The organism is Martelella sp. UBA3392 (assembly GCF_002358775.1).
In the GTDB taxonomy this organism is placed as follows: domain Bacteria; phylum Pseudomonadota; class Alphaproteobacteria; order Rhizobiales; family Rhizobiaceae; genus Martelella; species Martelella mediterranea.
On record NZ_DEPM01000119.1, the window covers coordinates 1 to 6,729 of the forward strand.

The 6,729-nt window shown below is 61.7% G+C and carries 4 protein-coding genes and 1 tRNA gene; 4 read left to right on the forward strand and 1 reads right to left on the reverse strand.

The features are described 5' to 3' along the window. Positions 1 to 242: 242 nt before the first annotated feature. Positions 243 to 318 (reverse strand) — tRNA-Ile (locus tag B4E36_RS08675). 161 nt (positions 319 to 479) lie between these two features. Between B4E36_RS08675 and B4E36_RS08680 the strand changes: the two genes are divergently transcribed. The 4 genes from B4E36_RS08680 to B4E36_RS08695 all read left to right on the forward strand — a co-directional run bounded on the left by B4E36_RS08680 (position 480) and on the right by B4E36_RS08695 (position 6,639). Beyond that, on the forward strand, positions 480 to 1,208 hold the full coding sequence (locus B4E36_RS08680) for an SIMPL domain-containing protein (RefSeq protein WP_345900243.1): 729 nt from the start codon (positions 480 to 482) through the stop codon (positions 1,206 to 1,208). 488 nt (positions 1,209 to 1,696) lie between these two features. Next, the gene (locus B4E36_RS08685; protein ID WP_345900247.1) at positions 1,697 to 2,755 is read left to right on the forward strand and encodes an HlyD family secretion protein; all 1,059 of its coding nucleotides are present in this window, start codon (positions 1,697 to 1,699) and stop codon (positions 2,753 to 2,755) included. Further along, the gene (gene rbbA, locus B4E36_RS08690) at positions 2,752 to 5,523 is read left to right on the forward strand and encodes a ribosome-associated ATPase/putative transporter RbbA (protein ID WP_345900244.1); all 2,772 of its coding nucleotides are present in this window, start codon (positions 2,752 to 2,754) and stop codon (positions 5,521 to 5,523) included. The genes B4E36_RS08685 and rbbA overlap by 4 nt, the downstream gene beginning before the upstream one ends. A gap of 3 nt (positions 5,524 to 5,526) precedes the next feature. Next, positions 5,527 to 6,639, forward strand: a complete 1,113-nt coding sequence (locus B4E36_RS08695) for an ABC transporter permease (protein ID WP_345900245.1) — start codon at positions 5,527 to 5,529, stop codon at positions 6,637 to 6,639. The last annotated feature ends 90 nt before the right edge of the window (positions 6,640 to 6,729 follow it).

Genomic DNA, 6,729 nt, shown 5'->3' on the forward strand with positions numbered 1-6,729 from the left:
TGCAGATTTCCCGAGCCACCTCTGACAAGGCCGGTCTCTTGGCGCGGGAAGCGTAAAACCGGCTGGGCGGCGTTGCGCGGCATCTATTTTTTCAATTCATGGGTGAGGGCGAAATCAGCAGGCGCCAGATTGGGCAGGCTGCGAGGGCTCTAAGGCATCGCCGCAAGTGGCGAATCGAAAAACCGACTTTTGTCGCAAAGTCGGCGTTTCCATGTCGGACGACAAGGATTAAATAAGATGATTGGTGGGCCTGGAGGGACTCGAACCCCCAACCAAGCGGTTATGAGCCGCCGGCTCTAACCATTGAGCTACAGGCCCCCTGTCCGTAGCCGAGATGGGCTGGAACGGGCCGCGCTGGCAATGGCTCCTTGCGCGGACCCTCCGACTACTCCAAATTCATGGGCATCGCAAGTTCCCGCCGCATTGGCTTCACAATTGCCGGCCAAGAGGAGGGGATACCATTTCAAGGAGGGATATCCATGGCCAATTTACCCGTTCGTCTCGCCGCTGCGGGCCTGCTTTTCGCGCTCCCGCTTGCCGGCACGGCAGCCTTTGCAGACGGTGCCGCGCCGCCGGCCGTCATCAACGTCTCCGCCGATGGCGATGCCACGCTGGTGCCGGACATGGCCACCGTCTCGCTTTCGGTTGTCAGCCAGGCCGATGACACGGCGACCGCGCTTTCGGACAATTCGGCCGCCATGCAGAAGGTCATCGATGCGCTGAAGCAGAACGGCATCGCCGACAAGGACGTCCAGACCAGCAATTTCTCGGTGAGCCCGCGCTATCAGCAGGTCAAGGCCGATGATGGAACAATGACCAGCGAGATCGTCGGCTATGAGGTGCAGAACGGCCTCAACGTTAGGGTGCGCGATCTCTCGAAGCTCTCCGCCGTTCTCGATCAGGCGGTCAAGCTCGGGGTCAATTCCGGCGGCGGGATTTCATTTTCCAACAGCGATCCCTCAGCGGCGGAAGACGAGGCCCGGCGCGAGGCCGTGGCCAACGCGCTCGCCAAGGCCGAAACGCTGGCCGAGGCCGCCGGCGTCACGCTCGGCAAGGTTATGTCGATCTCCGAACAGAGTTCGATGCCGCAGCCGATGATGATGCGCGCCGACGTGATGATGGCGAAAGCCGAAGGCGCTCCGCCGATCGCGGCCGGTGAAAACACCTACAACATCACCGTCAACATGACGCTGGCGATCGAGCAGTAAGGCTGGCTTCGGCCCGGTCCGGCGCGTTCGTGCCGGACCGGGCATGCCGGCGCTGCTCGTTGCAAACCTTTCTCTCCTGCCTTGCCGCTCGCGCAGCCTTGCGTTGGCCCCGTTCTATCTGCCACTCGCTGCTGACGGCGCACTATTTTTCCGCGGCGAGGTGATGTCTGTTTCAGCCTGCAAGCGACCGGAGCGCGTCCTTGCCGGTTGTTGAACGGTCGCGGACATCTGCCAGTATTTTTGTCTTCCGGCTCGCCGCAACGGGTGGAGCGAGATCTGACGCGGGCTTGACCGCGCCAAATTTTTCGCTGGATCGCATAACATTCATACGCGTGCCGTGGTATTTGTAAGCCAGCTTCGGAAAGCGCGAGATCTGAAGGCGATATGCCGCATTGTCATGATCCTTCCCGCCGCTAGGGTGGAAAGCGTGATTGCGTGTGGCAGTTTGTGGACCACGCCGGAATGGGGATTTCAGAGTGCGGACAGGGTTGGGTAAATGGGTCGCGATCATCGTCCTCGTTGCCGTTGCGGCGGGCGGCTACGCCGCTTGGCGCAATCTCAACGGCGATACGCTTCCTGAGGGAATTGCCAGCGGCAACGGCCGTATCGAGGCGACGGAGATCGATATCTCCGCCAAGTCCGCCGGTCGGATCAGCGAGATTTTCGTCAATGAGGGCGATCTCATTCAGGCCGGCGAGAAGCTGGTGCAGATGGACACCAGGCAGCTCGAGGCGCAAAAACGCGAAGCCGAGGCCAATCTGCGCAGCGCCCGCACCGGCGTGGACGCGGCCAATGCCACGATAGAACAGGCGAAGGCCGAAAAACGGGCCGCCGAAGCCATCGTCGAACAGCGCAAGGCCCAGCTCAGTTCCGCCGAAGCCACTTTCGCGCGTTTTCAAAGACTGGTGCAGACCAATGTGTCCTCGAGACAGGCGCTCGAGGATGCCGAGGCGGCGGCGTTGCAGGCCAAGGCCGCCATGGCCGCCGGCGAGGCCTCGTCCGCCGCCGCAAGCGCGGCCGTCAGCACCGCCGAAGTTCAGCTTGCGAAGGCGGAGGCGGCAATCGATGCGGCTCAGGCCAGCATAGACTATATCCAGTCGATCATCGATGACAGCACCCTGACCGCGCCGCGTCCCGGACGCGTGCAGTATCTCGTCGCCCAGCCGGGCGAAATCGTTGCCGCCGGCGGTCGCATTCTCAACATCGTCGATCTGACCGACGTCTATATGAATTTCTTCCTGCCCACGGAACAGGCGGGCCGGACGGCAATCGGCGCCGAGACCCGGCTGGTGCTCGATGCCGCGCCGCAATTCACCATACCGGCCAGCATTTCCTACGTTTCCGATGTCGCCCAGTTCACGCCGAAGACCGTCGAGACCGAAGAGGAGCGCCAGAAGCTGATGTTCCGGGTCAAGGCCCGGATCGACCCGGACCTGTTGCGCAAGTATGTCGACCTCGTCAAGACCGGGCTGCCTGGCGTCGCCTATGTGCGTTATGATCCCGATGCCGTCTGGCCCGATGCGCTTGAAGGAAATCTGGCCCGATGAACGCCGCCGGTGAGCAGGACGGCGCCGTCCCGGTCGCCAGCCTTGAGGGCGTCAGCCTGCTTTATCGAAAGACGGCGGCGCTGAAGGATATCTCGCTTGATATTCCCGCCGGTTGCATGGCCGGCCTGATCGGCCCGGACGGCGTCGGCAAGTCGAGCCTGCTGTCGCTCATTGCCGGCGCGCGCAAGGTGCAGACCGGCACGGTGAAGGTGCTTGGCGGCGATATCTCCGATGACGGGCACCGCCGCGCCGTCTGCCCGCGCATCGCCTACATGCCGCAGGGGCTTGGCCGCAATCTCTACGCCACGCTGTCCGTCTACGAGAACATCGATTTTTTCGGCCGGCTGTTCGGCCACGCCCACAGCGAACGCCGCCGGCGCATCGAGTCTTTGCTGAAGAGCACGGGACTGCTGCCTTTTGCGGACAGACCGGCCGGCAAGCTCTCGGGCGGCATGAAGCAGAAGCTCGGGCTTTGCTGCGCGCTCATCCACGACCCCGACCTTCTGGTTCTCGACGAGCCAACGACCGGCGTCGACCCCTTGTCCCGGCGGCAGTTCTGGAGCCTGATCGACAATATCCGCGCCTCGCGCCCCGGCATGAGCGTCATCGTCGCGACCGCCTATATGGAAGAAGCCGCGCGCTTTGACTGGCTTGCGGCGATGAATGACGGCAGCGTTCTTGCCACGGGAAGCCCGGCCGAACTTCTGCATGCGACCGCCACCGACAATCTCGATGAGGCTTTCGTGGCGCTTTTGCCGAAAGCGGCTCGCGGCGATCGCGCGCCGGTGGAAATTACCGCGCGCGAGGGCGACGATGCCGGTGACTATGCCATTGAAGCCGAGCATCTGAGCAAGCGTTTCGGCGATTTCACCGCCGTCGACGATGTCAGCTTCCGCATTCGCCGGGGCGAGATTTTCGGCTTTCTCGGCTCGAATGGCTGCGGCAAGACCACCACCATGAAAATGCTGACCGGGCTTCTTGATGCCAGCGACGGCAAGGCGAAGCTGTTCGGCCAGCCGGTCGATCCCGGCAATATCGATGTGCGCCGGCGGGTCGGCTATATGTCGCAGTCCTTTTCGCTCTATACCGAGCTCACCGTGCGGCAGAACCTTTATTTGCATGCCCGGCTTTACAGGTTGCCGGAGCAGACGATCGGCCCGCGCGTTGCCGAAATGATCGCGCGGTTCGATCTCGCCGATGTCGCCGATGGCCTGCCGGACGCGCTGCCGCTCGGCATCCGCCAGCGCCTGTCGCTGGCGGTCGCGATGATCCATGGCCCGGACATCCTGATCCTGGACGAACCGACATCCGGCGTCGATCCGGTGGCGCGGGACGACTTCTGGCGCATGCTGATCGCGCTTTCGCGCGTCGACAACGTCACGATCTTCGTCTCCACCCATTTCATGAACGAGGCGGCGCGCTGCGATCGGATTTCGCTGATGCATGCCGGCAAGGTGCTGGCGAGCGACAGCCCGGCCGCCATCATCGCGGCAAGCGGAAAGGCAACGCTCGAGGAAGCCTTCATCAGCCATCTGGAAGCGGTGACGGATAGCGGCGACGAGACGGAAGGTCTGGTGGTCACCGAAAATGCCGAAACGGATGACGCCGATGACAGAGGCGCCGAAAGAGCGCTGAAGCGTCATCTCGATTTTCGCCGGATGATGGCTTACTCCTGGCGCGAAATGCTGGAATTGCGACGCGATCCGATCCGCGCGACGATGGCGATCATCGGCAGCGTCATTCTGCTGCTGGTGATCGGCTACGGCATCAATCTCGACATCGAAAACCTGAGCTATGCCACGCTCGACCGCGATCAGACCGTCACGAGCCGGGACCTGACGCTCGATATTTCCGGATCGCGTTATTTCGACGAGAAAGCCCCGCTTGTCGATTATGCCGACATGGACAGGCGCATGCGCGACGGGGAAATCAGTTTCGCAATCGAAATTCCGCCGAATTTCGCCGCCGACCTGGCGCGCGGCCGCGATGTCGAGATCGGCGTCTGGCTGGACGGCTCTATGCCGCAGCGCGCATCTTCGGCCAGAGGCTATATTCAGGGCGTCTATGCCACATGGCTCACCCGCAAGATCGAGGAAATCTACGGGGCGGGCGCGGCCGATCCGGCCTATTCGGTCGCAGCGCGCTATCGCTACAACCCTGATATTCGCAGCCTCGTCGCCATGGCGCCGGCGGTCATTCCGCTGCTCTTGATGCTCATTCCGGCCATTTTGACGACGCTCTCGGTGGTGCGGGAAAAGGAACTGGGCTCGATCGTCAATTTCTATGTCACGCCGACGACGAGGCTCGAATTCCTGGTTGGCAAACAGGTGCCCTATGTCGTGCTTGCCATGTTCAATTTCGCCCTGCTGCTGGTGACTTCCCTGATCGTGTTTCAGGTGCCTTTTACCGGTAGTCTGCTTGCCTTTTCGCTGGCGGCCCTGCTTTTCGTCATCATTTCCACCGGCATGGGCCTTCTGGTGTCGACCTTTACCAGCAGCCAGATCGCGGCCCTTTTCGCCACCGCTCTTCTGACCCTCATTCCGGCGGTCCAGTATTCCGGCCTCATCGATCCGGTCAGTGCGCTTGAGGGCTTCGGCGCCGTGATTGGCAATGTCTATCCGGCCACCTATTTCGTAACGATATCGCGCGGCGCCTTCACCAAGGCGCTCGGCTTCGCCGATCTTCAGGCCGCCTTCGTACCGCTTCTCATCGCCATTCCGGTTCTGACCGTTGCCAGCACGCTGCTGCTCGGCAAGCAGGCGAGGTAGGTCATGCGGTTTTCCAATATCCTGCAGCTCGGCATCAAGGAATTGCGGGGACTTGGCCGCGACACGCTGATGCTCGTTCTGATTGTCTATGCCTTTTCGCTTTCCATCTACATGGAATCCTCCGCCATGCCGGAAACGCTCAACCGCGCGGCCATCGCGGTTGTCGATGAGGATCGCTCGGCGCTGTCGCAGCGCATTATCGATGCCTTCTATCCCCCCTATTTCATCGAGCCGGAACTCATTGACACCGCCGAGATGGATGCCCGGCTGGATAGCGGAACATCGACCTTCGTGCTCGATATACCGGCGAATTTCGAACGGGACGTGCTTGCCGGGCGGAAGCCGGAACTGCAGCTCAACATCGACGCCACGCGCATGACGCAGGCCTTCACCGGCAATAACGACATCCAGCAGATTATCGACAATACCGTCAGCGAATATCTGAACCGCTTCCCGGGCGGCAGCGAAATTCCGGTCTCTCTCGATATCCGCGCCCGCTACAATCCGCAGCTCAGCCAGATGTGGTTCGGCTCGATCATCAACATCATCACCAACATCACAATGCTGTCGATGATCCTGTCCGGCGCGGCGCTGATCCGCGAGCGCGAGCACGGCACGATCGAGCACCTTCTGGTCATGCCGGTCACCGCGCTTGAAATCGTGCTCAGCAAGATCTGGTCGATCGGCCTCGTCGTCCTCGTCGCCTCGGCGCTTTCCCTTGTGATCGTGGTCGAAGGCATTCTCGGCGTGCCGGTCAACGGTTCCATGCCGCTGTTCATTGCCGGCAGCGCGTTGATGCTGTTTGCGATGTGCTCGCTCGGTATTTTCCTGGCAACCGTGGCAGGCTCGATGCCGCAGTTTGGCCTGCTGCTGATGCTGGTGCTGATGCCGTTGCAGATCTTGTCCGGCGGAATGACGCCGCGTGAAAGCATGCCGCAATTCATTCAGGATATCATGCTGCTGGCGCCCAATACCCATTACGTGACGCTGTCTCAGGCGATCCTGTTTCGCGGCGCGGGGTTTGATGTCGTCTGGCCGCAATTCGTCTGGCTGGCGGCGCTCGGACTGGCGCTCTTCGCCATCGCGCTGCGCCGTTTCCGCGGTTTCCTGCAATAACAGCCGTATCCGTTGGCCGTTAGAACCTTTCCGCATTTCACGGAAACGCGGAAAGGCTCTATCTCTTTGTTTTTACGCAATTCCGGACGG